Consider the following 14406-nt stretch of genomic DNA (forward strand, 5'->3'; position numbering starts at 1 on the left):
GATGGTTGGGGTCATCGGGCTTTGTGGGTTTTCAGGACGTTGCGGGCCACCGTCTGCCGGTGCACCTCGTCAGGGCCGTCGTAGATCCGGGCAGACCGGGCGCGGCGGTACATGTCCTGCAGCGGCAGGTCGGTGGTGAGGCCGAGCGCGCCGTGCACCTGGATGGCCCGGTCGATGACGTCGTGCAGCATCTGCGCGCCGCGGAACTTGATCGCGCTGATCTCGGTCCTGGCCGCCCTGACGCCGTAACGGTCGATCGTCCAGGCCGCGTGCAGGGTCATCAGCCGGGCGGCGTGCAGGTCCGCCCAGGATTCGGCGATCCAGTTCTGCACGCTCTGCTTGTCGGCCAGCAGCGAGCCGTGGCTGTAGCGCGACAGCGCCCGCTCGCAGAGCAGGTCCAGGGCGCGCGAGGCCTGGCCGATCCACCGCATGCAGTGGTGGATGCGGCCGGGCCCGAGCCGCTCCTGGGCGATGCGGAAGCCCTGGCCGCGCTCGCCCAGCATCGCGTCCGCCCCGACCAGCACGCCGTCCAGGACGACCTCGGCGTGGTTCTCCAGGCGTCCCCACTCGGGCCGGGAGTCCTCCAGCGTGCCGATCTCCCGGACCACCCGCAGCCCGGGTGCGCCGGTGGGCACGATGAACTGGCTGGCCCGCTCGTGCGGCCCGGCGTCCGGATCGCTCACCGCCATGACGATCATGAAGTCGGCCGCCGAGGCGTTGGTGATGAACCACTTGTGGCCGTCAAGACGCCAGCCGCCGGAAACTTCGGTAGCCCTGGTGGCCAGCAGCGTCGGGTCGGCTCCCGCGCCGGGCTCGGTCATCGCGTAGCTGGAGCGCACCCGCCCTTCCAGCAGTGGGACCAGCCAGCGTTCGCGCTGCTCGGCGGTGGCGTGCCGGGCCAGGATCTCGCTGTTGCCCGCGTCGGGCGCCTGGTTGCCGAACACGTACGGCGCGACCGCGCAGCGGCCGATGATCTCGTGCATGAGGCCCAGCTTGAGCTGCCCGAACCCGGCCCCGCCCAGGTCGGGCGCGAGGTGGGCGGCCCAGAGACCGCGCTCCTTGACCACCTCCTGGAGGGGCACGATGAGCGCGGCGAACTCCTCCCGATCCGGCCGGAGCGCCTCGATCGGCACGACGCGCTCGTCGACGAAGGTCCGCATCCAGTCGAGCTGGGACTGGAACTCCGGGTCGGTCTCAAAGCTCCACATCTGATGTTCCCTTCGGCAGCTCACGCAACTTGGACTTCAGCACCTTGCCGGAGGTCGTCCGGGGCAGCGGCTCGGCCCCGAGCACCCACACCCGGGGCACCTTGTAGCCGGCCAGGCTCTCCCGCGCGTGCCGCGCCAGCTCCGGCGGGGTGACCCCCGCCTCCGGCGCCACGACCACGTGCGCCCGGCCGACCTCGCCGTACGTCTCGTGCGGGACGCCCACGACGGCGACCTCCCGCACGGCGGGGTGCCGGAGCAGGACGCGCTCGATCTCCGCCGGGTAGACGTTGAGGCCGCCGGAGATCATCATGTCCTTGGCCCGCCCGGCCACGTAGAGGTAGCCCTCCTCGTCCAGCCAGCCGTTGTCGCCTGTGCGCAGCCAGCCGTCGCGCAGCGCCAGCGCGGTCTGCTCCGGCGCGCGGTGGTAGCCGATCATCGAGGCGGGGGAGCGGACCACGATCTCGCCCACCTCGCCGGGATCGGCCACGGCGCCGTCGGATCGCCTGATCTCGATGACGGTCATCGACATCGCCTTCCCGGCCGAGCCGCGCTTGCGCACGGCGCTGTCCCGATCGAGGTACGTCATGATCATCGGCCCCTCGGTCATGCCGTAGCACTGCATCACCCAGACGCCGGGCAGCGCGGCCTCGAACTCCTCGATGAGCTCCACCGGCAGCGCCTCGCCGCCGCAGGCGAGCAGCCGGATCGAATCCCAGGCCGCGGCCGGCACCAGCCCCGAGCGCAGGATGATCCTGAGTACCGAGGGCACCAGCACCACGATGCTGACCCGGTGGCGGACCAGCAGGTCACCGAAGCGCGCGGGGTCGAACGAGCGGCTCGGCAGCAGCGTCACCCGGCCGCCGGTCCAGAACGCCGCGAGGGTGAAGTCGTGGAACCCGGCCGCCCAGCACAGCGCCGGCACGCAGAGGTAGGAATCCCGCTGGGTCACCCCGAAGTCGACGACCTGCTGGACCGTGTTCCACATCAGCGTGTGATGGGTGTGCACGGCGGCTTTGGCCACGCCGGTGGTGCCCGAGGTGTACTGCAGGAGCACCACGTCGTCCGGCGCGACCTGCGGCCTGGTGGTGAGCACGCCCTGCTCGCGCAGCGCCTGGTAGTCGTCGCCGCGCTGGATGACCCGGGTCCCGGACAGGTCGATCCCGCTCAGCAGGCCGGTCATCGAGCCGTCCACGACGATCCAGGCGGCTCCGGAGTCCACCTTGATGTGGCGGACCTCCTCGGGGCTGAGCAGGTAGTTCACCGGGACGATGATCCCGCCCAGGGTGGCGACGGCGTAGAAGAGCTCGACGTACTCGACGCAGTTGGGCAGCACCGCCAGCAGCGCGTCGCCCGCGCCGAAGCCGAGCCGGTCCAGGCCGGCGGCGACCTCGTCCACCCGGCGGCCGAGCTCGGCGTAGGTCAGCTCGGTCTCCTCGAACACCAGGGCCACCGTCCCGGGCGAGCGGGCGGCGCCCACGTCGAGCGTGGTGCGGAGCGTGAATCCGGTCATCATCGCCTCCCCATCAGTGCACGGCCGCGAACATGACGGACTCCTCGGTGGCCGAGTCCGGCGCGAACTCCGCCACGATCCGGCCGCCTCTGGCGACCAGGATCCGGTCCGACAGCGAGAAGATCTCCGGCAGGTACGACGAGATCAGCACCACCGCGACCCCCTGATCGGCGATCTGGCGGATCAGCTGGTGGATCTCCTCGATCGACCCCACGTCTACGCCCCGGGTGGGTTCGTCGAAGATGACCACCCGGGGGTCGCCGGTGAGCGACTTGGCCAGCACGACCTTCTGCTGGTTGCCCCCGGACAGCTCGACCACGCGCGCGTTCGGGGTGATCGTGCGGATCTGGAACCGCTGGATGAACCTGGCGGCCACCGCCTTGACCCGGCGGGAACCCCGCAGCAGCGCCAGCCTGCGCCCGGCGGCCGCCTCCCCGATCGCGATGTTCTCGGCGATGGACATGGTCTCGAAGAAGCCGTTGACCTTACGATCCTCGGTGACGTAGACGATCCCGTCCCGCACGGCCTGGCGCGGCACCCGGTAGCGCACCGGCCGCCCGTCCAGCAGCACCCGCCCGCCGTTGACCCGGTTACGCTTGAGCGCGCCGGTCACCACCAGGCACGCCTCGGTGCGGCCCGAGCCCACCAGACCGGCGATGCCGACGATCTCCCCGGCGAAGGCCGAGAAGGTCATGTTCCTGACCACCGTGCCCATGGTCAGGTTCTCCACGCTCAGCACCTTCGGGCCGCGCACCAGGCCCGGCTTCGGCGGGCGGCGGGCGTACTCGACCGAACGGCCGACCATGAGCCGGATCACCTCGTCCCTGCCGATGTCGGCGGCCTTGGTGGTCAGCTGCCGCCGCCCGTCCCGCAGGATCGTGACCCGGTCGGCGATGCGCAGCGACTGCTCGATGGCGTGCGAGACGAAGATGACGCCCGCGCCCGACCGGGTCAGCTGGCCGATGGCGCCGAACAGCTGCTCGGTCTCCTCCGGGGTGAGGGTCGCCGTCGGCTCGTCGAAGATCACGACCTTGGCGTGCCTGCGGATCGCCCGGGCGATCTCCACCATCTGCTTCTGGGCGCTGCCCAGCGCGGACACCAGCGAGGTCACCTGCACCGGGAAGTTCATCGACCGCAGCAGCTGGCGGCCCTCGATGTTGAGCGAGCGGAACCGCGACAGCAGCGCCTCGTCGCCGAGGCGCAGGTTCTGGGCCACGGTCATGGTCGGGACCAGGCTGGTCTCCTGGTAGACCATGGCCACGCCGTCGCGGAGCGCCTGGCTGGGGTGGGTGTACTCGCGCGGCTTGCCGCCCATGGTGAGCCGGCCGGCGTCCAGCCGTACCGCGCCTGAGATGACCTTGCACAGGGTGGACTTGCCCGCGCCGTTCTCGCCGAGCAGCGCGTGCACCTCGCCCGGGTGCAGAGTGAAGTCGATGTCCTGGATCGCCCGTACCCCGGCGTAGCTCTTGGATCCGGCGACGATCTCCAGCAACGGCGTCATGCCGCCTCCTCTTCCGCGGCGAGCAGCATCCGGCCGCCCTTGCTGACCATGACGATGTCCGCGCCCGCCCGCCGTCCCGCGGTGATCCCGGTACGGGCCGAGCCCGCCCGCGCGTGCCATCCCCGCAGGAACGTGCCGTCGGCGGCCATCCGCGCGAGCAGCCCGTAGGAACGCGACGGCGCCCACGGTTTGGTCTGGTTGAGATGCTTCATGGAGCCGATCTGCAGCGGCTCCCACCGCTCCCCGGTCGAGCGCAGCGCGGGCGAGATCCAGAACTCCGGCGGCACGGTGCGGATCATCTCGGCCCGGAAGTAGTCCTCCCGGAGCACGAAGTCCACCAGATGCGTCCGCAGCGCCACGAAGGCGAGCAGGTAGTCGCCGTTCCCCTCGGGAGTCAGCCGCCAGGGGTAGCCGGGCAGGTTGGCCAGCAGCGGGCGGGCGGCCCGGCGGGCGACGTCGAACTCCAGCACCCGGTGCCGCCAGGCCTCGGTGACCAGGAGTGCCGACGGCCCGTCCGGGCCGATGGCGACCCCTGCCGGCCAGGCCAGACCGTCGGCCAGCGTCTCGGCCCGCCCGGAGGCGAGATCGACCCGCATCAGGCGGCCCGACGCGCCCTTGCCCATGAGGTCGTGCGTCCACTTGTCGGCGGCGAACTCGGCGCTGCCCAGGGTGAGGTACGCCTGCCCGTCGGCCTGTACGAGGCTGGTCGGGCAGGTGAACGAGGTGTCGCCGACGCGCTCGGCGGCGCCGCCGGACAGCCGGTAGAGGCCGCCCCCGTCCACCGCGGCGAGACCGCCGTCCGGGGAGAGGGCCGACACCCGGCCCGGCAGCGACGCGACCGTGTTCGTGCGCCCGGTCCGCCGGTCCAGGCCGAGCACGTCCCGGCCGGCCGTGAACAGCAGCGTGTGCTCGTCGGCGACCGCGAGGTCGTCCGGTTCGGCGTCGGCGCTTGACCAGAGCACCCGGCAGGCGTCCACGAGGTCGTTGGCGGCCAGGCCGCCGTCCAGCGACGGGATCGCGCGGTTCTCCGACCGGGAGGGCAGCAGGAACTCGGCGGCCAGGCCCAAGCTCCGGCGGAGTTCGGAGGTGAGGCTCACGACGTGCTCACCACCCGCTCGGATCCGGCCCGCGCCGGGATCCCGTGCTGGGGGAGGGCGATCCGGCCGAGCCGGTCGTTGGTCAGCCCGCCCAGGTACAGGTAGCCGTCGTGCTCGCGCATCGAGGTGATCACCGCATGGTCCTTCTGCTGTCCGTCCCACAGGGACTCGACCACCTGGCCGTCCTCAGTGATCTTGATGACGCACGAGGTGTTCAGGTTGGGCACGAGCCATTCGTCGAAGGGGAGTTCCTTCACCATCCGGCGGCGGAACTTCGGCATCGAGATGGCGAGGTCCCACACCGGCGTGCGCATGCCCGCGAAGGCGACCCAGTAGCCGCCGTCCGAGGCGCGATTGATGTTGTCCGGAATGCCGGGCAGGTTCTCGGCGAAGGGTTCCAGCTGCCCGGCCTTCGGCCCGGCGAGGTGGAACCGGTCGATCCGGTAGAGGTTGGAGGAGTTGATCAGCACGGACGCGCCGTCGTGCGACACGCAGATCCCGTTGGGGAAGGCGTAGTTGCGCAGCACGACCGTGGTCTGCCCGGTGTCCGGGTCGTAGCGGAGCAACCGGCCGTTGGGGCGCGACTCGATCAGATCGAGGAAGTACTCGTCGCCGTCGAACCGGGTGCTGGCGTCGCTGAAGTAGATCTTCCCGTCCGCGGCGACGTCCAGGTCGTCGGCGAGGCGGATGGCCGAGTCGTCGTTGATCCGGTACCAGGTGCGTTTGACGTCGGTGGCCAGCGGCGTGACCTGGCCCTCGGGGGTGATGCCGTACAGGCCCATCCCGGCCACGCACATGGCGATATTTCCGTCTTTGTCGATGACCAGGCCGAGGGGGTGGCCGCCGACCCTGGCCACCAGCTCCGCCGGGGCGTCCGGGCCGTCGAAGCGCCACAACCAGCCGCGGCGGTCGCCGCAGTACAGCCGCCCCCGCTCGTCGAGCACCACGTCCTCGGGCCCGTCCAGCTCGCCGAGCCCGATCGCCTGCGCGCCGGTGAGCCGGTCGTTCAGCTCCCAGACACCGCCCGGCTGGTAGATGTCCGGCGACGCGCGCAGGCGGAACCTGCCGGGCGCCATGTAGATCTTCTGGATCGCCTTGCCCCGGTTCTTGCCCCACTTCAGGTCGGCCGCGGCGAACACGAGCAGGATCACCGCGAGCACCATCGAGTACAGATGCCGCGGCTGGGCCTGCAGGGTGAGACCCTGCGAGATCGCGGCCACGGCGAGCGCGCCGATGAGCGCGCGCATGGCCGTGCCCCGGCCCCCGGCCAGGCTCACCCCGCCGAGCACCACCGCCGTCAGCACCGCGAACTCCATGCCCAGGCCGGTGGAGGCCGAGCTCTGCTCCAACCGGCTGGCCGTCAGCAGCCCCGCCGCGCCGGCCAGCGCGCCCGCGACGGCATAGGTGCTGAAGGTGATCCCGGGCAGGTTCATCCCGGCCCGGCGGGCCGAGGTGCGGGAGGAGCCGATGGCCGTGATCCGCCACCCCCACCGGCTCCGGCTGAGCAGCACGTGCACCACCAGCGCCACCACGACCAGCAGCACGAACTGGGTGGTCAGCCCGGCCAGGCGGCCCGCGCCCAGCAGGTCCCAGAGGGGATCGATCCGCGTGGTCGTGGCCATGCGCGGGCTGTACATCGTGTCGATGTACTCGGCCACCGTGCGGTAGGCCAGCAGGGTCACCAGGGTGGTGATGAACGGCCGCGTTTTCGCGTACGCGATGAGCACGCCGTTCACCGAGCCGAGCAGCGCGCCCAGCGCGACGGCCGCCACCACCACCAGCGGGACCGGCCAGCCCAGCAGCCGGAACGCGATCAGCGCGAAGCCGTTGACCACCCCGAAGACCGCGCCGACGCTCAGGTCGATGCCGCCGCCGATCAGGACGATCGTCATGCCGAGCGCGACCAGGCCGAGCTCGGCGAAGTTCTGGGACAGCGTCGAGGCGTTGTCCAGGGTGAGAAAGCCGTCCGCCGTGACGCCGAAATAGGCCAGCACGCCGACCAGCAGCAGGCACGGGACCACCGCCTCCATCCAGCGCTTGCCGAGCAGCTCGGCCAGGGACCGCTGGAAGGAGAACCGGTGGCGCCAGGACATACCGGTGAGAGCGAAAGCATCCTTGGGCACGTGACCTCGATCCGATTACTGCGCGGCCGAGGCGTAGCAGGAGCCGGCCAGCTGGTAGTTGGACTTGTCGATGATCTGGGTCGGCGTGAACAGGGCGGTCCTGCTGGCCCCGGGGGTGACCCCGCTCTGGAGCAGGTACTGGGTGACCGCGACCGCGTTGTCGCCCATCGTCGTGCCGCCGCCGTAGTTGACGGCCGCCACCACCGTGCCCTTGGCGATGCCGTCGCAGGCGACGTCGCTGGAGTCGGTGGTGTAGACGCCGACCTGGCCGATCTTGCCGGCCTGGGCCACCGCGTTGGCGGCGCCGGACATCATGCCGTCCCAGTTGCCGATGAGCGCGCACAGGCCGGGGTGCTGCTGCATCAGCGTGCGGGTGATCTCGTTGGCCTTGGTGGGGTCGTACTGGCCGGGCTGGCTGGCCACCAGGTTCATGCCCTGCTCCTTGAACACCTGGGTGGCCGACTCCACGGTGAGCAGCGAGCCGGTGTCGGAACCGAAGCCGCTGATGATGGCGACGTCCTTCTTGTTCATCGCCTTGCAGTCGGCGGCGGCCCGCTCGGCCAGCTTGCCGACCATCGCGGTCCAGTTCGGGCCGATGTAGGCGTCGCTCTGGGCGTTCGAGCCGAGGTTCAGCACGATCACGTAGATGCCCGCGCTCTGGGCCTGCTGGATGAGCTTGGCCAGACCGCTGAGGTCGGCGTTGTGCAGGATCAGCGCGTCCGGTTTCTGGTCGATCGCCGTCTGCACCTGCTGGGCCAGGACCTGGGTGTCGAAGTTGGCGTTGATGGCGGTGAAGTCCACCCCGACCTCACCGAAGCCAAGCACGGTGCGCTCCTTCCAGGCCCGGGTCAGCGCCGCGCCGTCGCCGCTGATGGTGATCATCTGCACCTTCTTCCCGCGCATCGCGCCCAGCGACTTCGAGATGACCTCCTGCGGGGAGGCGATCGCCGGCAGGCCGCCGGATCCGGCCGGCTGCGTCGCGGCGCCCGTCTCGGCCACGCCTTCGTTCCTCGTGCTGGTGCAGCCGGTCAGGACGAGGGTGATGGCCACCCCCGCGGCCACGATCACCTGCTTGTATGTGCCCATTGGTGCCTCTTTCGATGAGCGGGGGGTTGTGCTACATATCGCCGGCACGTGCGGTCTCCTCATCACGGGGATGCAGGAGGCTGTCCAGCACGATCGCCAGCAGGACGATGAACGCCTTCGACAGGGACTGTTCGATGACGCTCATGTTCAGCAGGGTCATCGCGTTGCCGATGACGCCGAGGAGGAGGGCGGCGCTGACGACGCCGCCGATGCTGCCCCGCGCTCCCGCGAGGCTCACGCCGCCGATCACGACGACCGCGATGACGTCGTACAGCTGGGTTCCGGTGACCGCGGCCCGCAGGTCGTACGAGCCGGCCACCGAGACGCCCACGACGCCGGCCACGAAGGCGGCGGTCGCGGACACCAGGTAGGTGGAGACCAGCAGCGGCCGGGTGGGCAGGCCCACCAGCGCGGCCGCGGCCGGGTTGTCGCCCTGCGCCCGGACGAACCTGCCGTAGTTGCGGGACATGAACCAGGTGGCCAGGGCCGCCGCCGCGGCCAGGACCAGAACGGGGCTGGGCACCCCGAGCACCGAGCCGCGCCCGAGCCAGGTCATCAGGCTCGCCCCGGCGGGCACGGCCTGCTGGTCCTTGGGCAGCAGCACGAGCCGGAAGAACCCGAGGTAGAGCAGGCTGGTCGCCAGCGTCACGAACAGCGGCGGCACCTCGACGTAGGCCACCAGCAGGCCGTTGACCAGGCCCAGGCCGAGCGCGATCAGCAGGCCGGCGCCCAGCGCGGCCGCCTCGCCGTGACCGGCGAGCATCAGCTCGACGGCCGTCGCGCAGCTGACGCTCATGATGATCACGACCGACAGGTCGAGCCCGCGGGCGATGACCACCACGGCCATGCCGATGGCCAGCAGGCCCAGGACCGAGGCGCTTCTGGCGGCGTTGAGCAGGTTGGCGGTGGAGAAGAAGCCCGGCAACGTCGCCGAGAACACCACCACCAGGGCGAGCAGCACGCCCGCGACGATGTAGCCCTGATCCATCGCGGCGAGCCGGTGGCGAATACCGCCGACCGGGGTTTCCGAGGCCACTGAGCTTGTCACCATGGCTCCCTCTGTACTGACTGATCGGTACATAATGGGTCGGTCCTAACAAGTGCCGCAATACCGGAGAAATGGGTGTTACGGGCTTGTTACAGAGGGTGAGAAATCCGGGCACGCCAAATCCACGAGGGCGCGTGCGCCTCCCGTGGATCTGGTCGTTATGGGGTCAGAAGTGGTAGCCGCCGCCGCAGACGACGGTCTCCCCGCTGATGTAGTCGGATTCCGGCGCGCAGAACAGGTACACCGCTCCGGCCGCCTCCTCCGGGGTGCCGGCCCGGCCCAGCGGGATGGCGGCCTCCAGTTCCGACACCCGCTCGTCCGGCATGCCGACCCTGACCTCGTGCCCCGCCACGGTGATGTGGCCGTCGTCGACCGACCTGGCCTGGGTCAGCCGGGTCTGGATGAAGCCGAACGCGACCGCGTTGACGGTCACCTGGTAGCGGCCCCACTCCTTGGACAGGGTCTTGGTCAGCCCGACCACGGCGGCCTTGGCGCTGGAATAGTTGACCTGGCCGGGATTGCCGTCCAAGCCGGAGATCGAGGAGATGTTGACCACCTTGCGGGTGCGCGTGACACCGGCCTCCCGCTCCGCCCGGTGCAGGCCGCTGATCACCGGCTGAGCCGCGCGCAGGATCCGGAACGGCGCGGTCACGTGCACGGCCAGCATGGCCTCCCACTGCTCGTCGGTCATCCGCTGGATCACCCCGTCCCAGGTGTAACCGGCGTTGTTGACGATGATGTCCAGCGCGCCGAACCGGTCCACCGCGGTGCGCACGAACCGGGGCGCGAACTCCTCGTCGGTGACGCTGCCCACCACCGCGACCCCGCTCGCGCCGGCCTTGCCGATCGTCTCCAGCGTGTCGTGGGCCGCGTCGGCGTCGATGTCGTTCACCACGACCCGGGCGCCCTCGGCGGCCAGCTTGAGGGCGATCGCCCGCCCGATTCCCTGCCCCGCCCCGGTGACCAGGGCCACCCTGCCGTCGATGGAGCCCATCGGCCTCAATCCTCTGTCTGTTGACTTAACGGTCGCTAAAGTAACTCGGGCCGCGTCGACGCACAAGACCGGTTAGCCTTCAACCCTTGAGAGGAGTGACGACCCGGATGGCGCACTGGCGGCACTACCCCCCGCTGGACCTGCCGCCCATCCTCCGCGGCGCGCTGGAGGTCTTCACCGCCCGCGGCTACCACGGCAGCTCGGTCCGCGAACTCGCGACCCACGCCGGGGTCACCGTGCCGGGCCTGTACTACCACTACCCCAGCAAGCAGGCGATCCTGGTCGCCCTCCTGGACGCCTGCGTCGGCGAGCTGCTGTCCCGCGCCAGCACCGCCCACGACGAAGCCGACCCCACCCCCCGGGCCCGCTTCGCCGACATCGTCGAGAGCATCGTCCTCACGGTCACCCACCGCTCATCCCTGACCGTGCTCGACTCCGAACTCCGCTACCTGGAACCCGAAAGCCGCCGCCACTACGCCGCGGCCCGCAAACAACTGGAGAACCTGCTCCTCGGCGTGGTCCGCGCGGGCCACCAGTCCCGGGCCTTCGACGTCTCCTCCCCGGAAGACACCACCCGCGCCCTGCTCGGCATGTTCCAGGCCATCGTCACCTGGTACGACCCGGCGGGCCCGCTCACCCCACCCGAAATCGCCGCCCGCTACCGCACGATCGCCCTGCGCACCGTCGGCGCCCAGGACCGCTGACGATCGGGGCGCCGACCGGGCCACGAGTACGCGTTCCGGTCGGCGCCTTGGAACCTAGAACTGCGGCATGTCGAAGTACAGCTCCTGCTCGACGCCGTCGAACTGCTGGGTCAGCACGCGGCCGTCGGCGATCGGCAGCTTGGCGCTGGCGTACAGCTTGCTCCACTCGTTCTTCAGGGCCCATCTGCCGTTCTTGGGTGGCGTGAACCACTGCTGACTCGGGCTGCCGTCGCACTGGCGGATCGCCAGGTCGGCTCCAATGGCCTTGGAGTCGTTGAGGACGTCGAGGCAGCCCCCGTTGTGGCTTTCCACGAAGTACGCGCCCGGGTTGCTCGGCACCGGCGTGAAGTGCCAGAGCACGTGCACGTAGAACGGGTTGATCGTCGTCGGCATGTTCCAGAGTTTGGTCCGGATGGCGTCCGTGCCGAACTTCGCCGTCACGGTCAGCCCGCTGTTCTTGATCCACCAAAGCGCCGGATCCGTGGGCGGCAGTGCCGCGGCGGCGGCCGGTTCCGGAGCCCCGGCCTGGGCGGCCTGGGCGGTCCCCGTCGCCGCCAGGCACAGCCCGGCGGCCAGCAGAGCGGCCGAAGCCATCCCGCCGACACGCCCGAACGCGTAGTGCTTGCGCTTCATTTCTCTCCCCGTGACGAGGCCGGAGCCTTGTGCCCCGGCGACGGCACTGAGTAGACCGGTAGTTTGCGCCGCGTAGTACGCAGAATTACCGGGAAGCGGTAGAGGAATTGGCCGTGGTGTTCTGGAGATTCACCGGTGGGACCCGCACGCGGTCCGCGGGTGAGGTCCTATTCGGGCCAGTCGGAATCGCGGATCACTTCGACGAAGTCGGTGTGCTTGAATCCGGGGACGAAGTGTTCGAGGACGTCGGCGTTCATCGTGCCGAACGTGGTGTCGGGCCTATCCTTGAATCCGTCGGTGAAGGCCTGGAGAATGCGATTCTTGAAGTCCGGCCGTGGATGCGCCGCGACGACCGCGTCGATGTCCTCCTTGGCCAGTTCGCCGTAGCCGAAGCCGAGCACGTCGGTCTCGACACCGGCGGTCACCAGCGCCACCTCGGGCTCCAGCCGGTACGGCACTTCCGGCGTCGTGTGCAGCGCGATGGCCTCCCACACCTTGCGCACGTCGATTTCCGGCACATTGCGCGAGGCGAGAAAGCGACGTGCCGCGTCAGCGCCGTCAAGCTCAAAACGCTGGTCACTGCGGTGGCCCTCGGCCAGGCCGAGATCGTGGAACATCGCACCGACGTACAACAGCTCAGCGTCGGGTTTGAGACCAAGCCGTTTCCCCTGCAAGGACCCGAAGAAATACACCCGCCGGGAGTGGTCGTACAGCAGCGGAGGTTCCGCTTCCCGGATGAACTCGGTGGCCTCTCGCGCCAGCATCGAATCGGGAACGGCTACACCCGCGATCTTCTCGGTCATGAACGCCCCTCTCGGGATCATGTCAGAGACACTTTCACCCTCTCAAACGTGGATGAGGATGTCCCGCCGCATGGCACACAATTTCCACAGCCGTGTAGATGGCATGGGACGCGTGCAAAGGAAATGGGCGAGATCACAGGTTCCAGATTCCTTTGCCCAGCGTGGTGAGCCCGAGAACCGCCTCCCTGGGCAGGCTGCGCGAGGACGGCTTCGGCGGGGTGCGCCTGTGGACGCTGCGCGACACACCCCAGTCGCGCCGCTTCTACGCCAAGAGTGGCTTCACCGAGTCGGGTGTGGTTCGCGGGCACGGCAACCCGATCGAGCAGGTTGAGTACGAGATCATCGCTCGCTGATATTCACCGGAAGACGCAGGTCAGGGCGCGGTGCAGGGTGGTGGCGAAGGGTTCGGGGTTGCCGGGCTGGAGCCAGTGGCGTCCTGCGACGCGGATGGCGCCGGCGATCGCGGCGGCTGTGACGGCGGGGAACATGTCGTGGGCGGGGTCGGTGCCGGTGCGTGTGGCGATCGCCTCGGCGAGTGGGGACTCGGCCATGCTGAACGCCTTCAGGGCCTCGCCCTCCAGTTCGGGGGTCGACATGATCATGGACAGGCCGGCTCTGTCGGGTTCGGGGTTGGTGTAGAGCTCGATCACGGCCGCGATGACGGCCTGGTCGAGTGGCTCGTCGGCGGGGCGGGAGCGCAGTGCCTGGCCCACGCGCCTGGACTGGTCGGCCTGGAAGGCGCAGATCGCCTCCGCCCTGCTGGAGAAGTAGTTGTTGTAGGTCCGGGGTGAGACTCCCGCGGCCGTGGCGATGTCATGGACGCGGACCAGGGCCAGCCCGTGGGGGCCTTGCTCGATGGCCAGACGCAGGGCGGCATGGCTGATCGCCTCCCTGGTGGCCTGGCTGTTGCGTGCCCGGAGGTCCATGGCGTCGTCGTTCATGAGGGCAATCCTACCGATATTGCGTGGCGCGCACTATATGCGTGACGCGCAAGTTGTGAGTAGAGTGCGGGGAGCGCCTGGCACTCGTGCCTGGAGAGTGCCAACCACTAGGCGTGCCGGGACGGCGAGGTCCGTCAGTGGGCCGTCCGTCGCGGGCGCCGTCCCGGAGACCCCCGATCACGAGCAGGAGCAGGAATGACTTCGAAAATGATCGCTTTCGACGAGGAAGCCCGGCGCGGTCTTGAGCGCGGTATGAACCAGCTGGCCGACGCCGTCAAGGTGACCTTGGGCCCGAAGGGCCGCAACGTCGTGCTGGAGAAGAAGTGGGGCGCCCCCACGATCACCAACGATGGTGTCTCCATCGCCAAGGAAATCGAGCTTGAGGACCCGTGGGAGAAGATCGGGGCCGAGCTGGTCAAGGAAGTCGCCAAGAAGACCGATGACGTCGCGGGTGACGGCACCACCACCGCCACCGTGCTGGCTCAGGCCCTGGTTCGTGAGGGTCTGCGCAACGTCGCGGCGGGCGCGAACCCGATGGCCCTGAAGAAGGGCATCGAGGCGGCCGTCGAGCGGGTCAGCGAGGAGCTCTCCAAGCTGGCCAAGGATGTGGAGACCAAGGAGCAGATCGCCTCCACCGCCTCCATCTCCGCCGGTGACACCGAGATCGGCGAGCTCATCGCCGAGGCGATGGACAAGGTCGGCAAGGAAGGCGTCATCACGGTCGAGGAGAGCAACGCCTTCGGGCTGGAGCTCGAGCT

General features: G+C 69.7%; 14 protein-coding genes. 3 read left to right on the plus strand and 11 right to left on the minus strand.

The window, feature by feature from the left end; translation table 11 throughout:
- Nucleotides 1–11: 11 nt before the first annotated feature.
- From Aple_RS34365 to Aple_RS34400, 8 genes are all read right to left on the minus strand, one after another.
- Nucleotides 12–1208 carry an acyl-CoA dehydrogenase family protein gene (locus Aple_RS34365; protein ID WP_155348894.1) on the minus strand — a complete coding sequence of 399 codons (1197 nt, stop codon included), beginning with the start codon at nucleotides 1206–1208 and terminating at the stop codon, nucleotides 12–14.
- Complete coding sequence (locus Aple_RS34370) at nucleotides 1195–2721, minus strand: class I adenylate-forming enzyme family protein (protein WP_155348895.1); 1527 nt, start codon at nucleotides 2719–2721, stop codon at nucleotides 1195–1197. The genes Aple_RS34365 and Aple_RS34370 overlap by 14 nt, the downstream gene beginning before the upstream one ends.
- A gap of 10 nt (nucleotides 2722–2731) precedes the next feature.
- Complete coding sequence (locus tag Aple_RS34375; RefSeq protein ID WP_155348896.1) at nucleotides 2732–4219, minus strand: sugar ABC transporter ATP-binding protein; 1488 nt, start codon at nucleotides 4217–4219, stop codon at nucleotides 2732–2734.
- Nucleotides 4216–5316, minus strand: coding sequence for an SMP-30/gluconolactonase/LRE family protein (locus Aple_RS34380; protein WP_155348897.1), 1101 nt, complete (start codon nucleotides 5314–5316; stop codon nucleotides 4216–4218). The genes Aple_RS34375 and Aple_RS34380 overlap by 4 nt, the downstream gene beginning before the upstream one ends.
- Complete coding sequence (locus Aple_RS34385) at nucleotides 5313–7439, minus strand: ABC transporter permease (protein WP_155348898.1); 2127 nt, start codon at nucleotides 7437–7439, stop codon at nucleotides 5313–5315. The genes Aple_RS34380 and Aple_RS34385 overlap by 4 nt, the downstream gene beginning before the upstream one ends.
- A 15-nt stretch (nucleotides 7440–7454) precedes the next feature.
- Nucleotides 7455–8525 (minus strand): sugar ABC transporter substrate-binding protein, encoded by a 1071-nt coding sequence (locus Aple_RS34390; RefSeq protein ID WP_170321793.1) that lies wholly within the window; start codon nucleotides 8523–8525, stop codon nucleotides 7455–7457.
- Nucleotides 8526–8556: 31 nt separating this feature from the next.
- Entirely contained in the window at nucleotides 8557–9576 is a 1020-nt protein-coding gene (locus Aple_RS34395) for an ABC transporter permease (protein ID WP_170321794.1), read from the minus strand.
- Nucleotides 9577–9739: 163 nt separating this feature from the next.
- Entirely contained in the window at nucleotides 9740–10567 is an 828-nt protein-coding gene (locus Aple_RS34400) for an SDR family NAD(P)-dependent oxidoreductase (protein ID WP_155348901.1), read from the minus strand.
- Between the two features lie 95 nt (nucleotides 10568–10662).
- On the opposite strand from Aple_RS34400, the gene Aple_RS34405 reads away from it, so the two are divergent.
- Entirely contained in the window at nucleotides 10663–11271 is a 609-nt protein-coding gene (locus Aple_RS34405) for a TetR/AcrR family transcriptional regulator (RefSeq protein ID WP_246264980.1), read from the plus strand.
- Between the two features lie 54 nt (nucleotides 11272–11325).
- Here the strand turns inward: Aple_RS34405 and Aple_RS34410 are convergent, their stop codons facing one another.
- Together Aple_RS34410 and Aple_RS34415 are read right to left on the minus strand one after the other, a co-directional pair.
- The gene (locus Aple_RS34410; protein ID WP_155348902.1) at nucleotides 11326–11904 is read right to left on the minus strand and encodes an RICIN domain-containing protein; all 579 of its coding nucleotides are present in this window, start codon (nucleotides 11902–11904) and stop codon (nucleotides 11326–11328) included.
- Nucleotides 11905–12071: 167 nt separating this feature from the next.
- Entirely contained in the window at nucleotides 12072–12707 is a 636-nt protein-coding gene (locus Aple_RS34415; protein WP_155348903.1) for an HD domain-containing protein, read from the minus strand.
- A 161-nt stretch (nucleotides 12708–12868) separates the two neighbouring features.
- On the opposite strand from Aple_RS34415, the gene Aple_RS34420 reads away from it, so the two are divergent.
- Nucleotides 12869–13060, plus strand: coding sequence for a GNAT family N-acetyltransferase (locus Aple_RS34420; RefSeq protein ID WP_246264976.1), 192 nt, complete (start codon nucleotides 12869–12871; stop codon nucleotides 13058–13060).
- 3 nt (nucleotides 13061–13063) lie between these two features.
- On the opposite strand, the gene Aple_RS34425 is transcribed toward Aple_RS34420, so the two are convergent.
- Nucleotides 13064–13648, minus strand: a complete 585-nt coding sequence (locus tag Aple_RS34425) for a TetR/AcrR family transcriptional regulator (RefSeq protein WP_155348904.1) — start codon at nucleotides 13646–13648, stop codon at nucleotides 13064–13066.
- A gap of 195 nt (nucleotides 13649–13843) precedes the next feature.
- On the opposite strand from Aple_RS34425, the gene Aple_RS34430 reads away from it, so the two are divergent.
- On the plus strand, nucleotides 13844–14406 hold a 563-nt coding region (locus Aple_RS34430; RefSeq protein WP_281361635.1), incomplete at its 3' end, for a TCP-1/cpn60 chaperonin family protein.

It is taken from the genome of Acrocarpospora pleiomorpha (genome assembly GCF_009687885.1).
GTDB classification, from domain to species: domain Bacteria; phylum Actinomycetota; class Actinomycetes; order Streptosporangiales; family Streptosporangiaceae; genus Acrocarpospora; species Acrocarpospora pleiomorpha.

Coding starts and splice junctions, on each gene's coding strand:
- Aple_RS34375 (WP_155348896.1), bottom strand. CDS start 4,219: ATGACGCCGTTGCTGGAGATCGTCGCCGGATCCAAGAGCTACGCCGGG.
- Aple_RS34365 (WP_155348894.1), bottom strand. CDS start 1,208: ATGTGGAGCTTTGAGACCGACCCGGAGTTCCAGTCCCAGCTCGACTGG.
- Aple_RS34400 (WP_155348901.1), bottom strand. CDS start 10,567: ATGGGCTCCATCGACGGCAGGGTGGCCCTGGTCACCGGGGCGGGGCAG.
- Aple_RS34395 (WP_170321794.1), bottom strand. CDS start 9,576: ATGGTGACAAGCTCAGTGGCCTCGGAAACCCCGGTCGGCGGTATTCGC.
- Aple_RS34410 (WP_155348902.1), bottom strand. CDS start 11,904: ATGAAGCGCAAGCACTACGCGTTCGGGCGTGTCGGCGGGATGGCTTCG.
- Aple_RS34390 (WP_170321793.1), bottom strand. CDS start 8,525: ATGGGCACATACAAGCAGGTGATCGTGGCCGCGGGGGTGGCCATCACC.
- Aple_RS34425 (WP_155348904.1), bottom strand. CDS start 13,648: ATGAACGACGACGCCATGGACCTCCGGGCACGCAACAGCCAGGCCACC.
- Aple_RS34370 (WP_155348895.1), bottom strand. CDS start 2,721: ATGATGACCGGATTCACGCTCCGCACCACGCTCGACGTGGGCGCCGCC.
- Aple_RS34415 (WP_155348903.1), bottom strand. CDS start 12,707: ATGACCGAGAAGATCGCGGGTGTAGCCGTTCCCGATTCGATGCTGGCG.